Here is a 1,468-nt window from a genome sequence, read left to right on the forward strand (position 1 = left end):
TGATATGAACCCCGAAATTCGGACAAGAATTTCGGGGTTTTATTATGACCAAATTATCTAAACAAGATAAAATTGATATTTATAATAAGTGGAAATATTACGGTAAGTCTTCTTACCAATTAGGAGAAGAATACGGAGTGGTTACTAGTAATCTTAGATATCTATTTCAACTGATCGATAAACATGGATTAGAAATATTAGATAGATCACCTCATTCCTATTCAGTAGAATTCAAAGAGAAAGCTATTAAAAGGATCCTCACTGGAAATGAAGCTATTAATCAAATCTCACTAGATCTTGGTTTGCCAAATCAAGGAACACTTCACAATTGGCTTCGCAAATACAAAGAAGACGGGTATAATGTCATTAATCATAAGAAAGGCAGAAAATCCAGTGAAGGACAAGGACAAACAAATTCAAGAACTTCAAAAGCAAATCAAAGACCTAAAACGGAAGAATCTAGAGCTTACTGTCGAAAACAAATTTATAAAAAAATTGGATGCCTTAGTCTCTCAAAGAACCAAAAACCAAAAGCACAAGAAATAGTTTCTGCGGTCACTGAACTAAGGCAAGAACTTCACGTGACTGTGAATTTTGTGCTCAAAGTTATTAATTCTAAACCTGATCTTCCTCACCTATCTAGAAGTAATTACTACTATGTTCTAAAACATGATGACAAAGATAAGAAGAACAAGAAGATTATGGAGAGAATTAAAAAAATATATGAAGAACACAGACATCGCTACGGTTATAGAAGAATCACGGCTCAACTTCAACGTGAAGGAATTGAAATTAATCATAAGAAAGTAAAACGTCTAATGACTAAGATGCATTTATATGGTATCGCCATTAGACGTAGACGTAAGTATTCAAGCTATCGAGGAACCGTCGGTAAGATTAAAGCTAATTTGATCAGACGCAATTTTAAGTCCGTAATGCCAAATAGAAAATGGTATTCAGATGTAACTGAGTTTCATTTAAATGGCGAAAAACTTTATCTGTCACCAATTATGGACGGCTGTACACAAGAGATAGTTTCTTATACTCTTAGTCGCAGACCAGTCTTAAAACAAGTAATGGATATGTTAAAGCAAGCCTACAAGAAATATCCAGCACTTAATGGATTGGTATTTCACACTGATCAAGGCTGGCAATATCAAAATCCATTATTCCAAACATGGCTCAAAAATCATGGGATTACTCAAAGCATGTCACGTAAAGGAAACTCTTTAGATGATGGTATGATGGAGGGATTCTTCGGTATTCTCAAAAGAGAAATGTTCTATGGCTTTGAGAAGACATTTAAAAGTCTAGATGAATTAGAGCAAGCTATTAAAGAATATATTGAATATTACAATACTAAAAGAATAAAAACTATACTAAAAAATCACACCCCGATGGAATATCGGAATGTGATCTTAAATCAAAACTAAATCAATAATATGTCCTAATTTTAGGGTTCATATCA

General features: G+C 33.2%; 1 protein-coding gene. It reads left to right on the forward strand.

What is annotated here, in order from left to right; all coding sequences use genetic code 11:
* Nucleotides 1-44: 44 nt before the first annotated feature.
* The gene (locus J2Z60_RS10850; protein WP_245328815.1) at nt 45-1,433 is read left to right on the forward strand and encodes an IS3 family transposase; all 1,389 of its coding nucleotides are present in this window, start codon (nt 45-47) and stop codon (nt 1,431-1,433) included.
* Nucleotides 1,434-1,468: the final 35 nt, after the last annotated feature.

The sequence above is a fragment of the Lactobacillus colini genome, assembly GCF_017874575.1.
Taxonomy (GTDB): Bacteria; Bacillota; Bacilli; order Lactobacillales; family Lactobacillaceae; genus Lactobacillus; species Lactobacillus colini.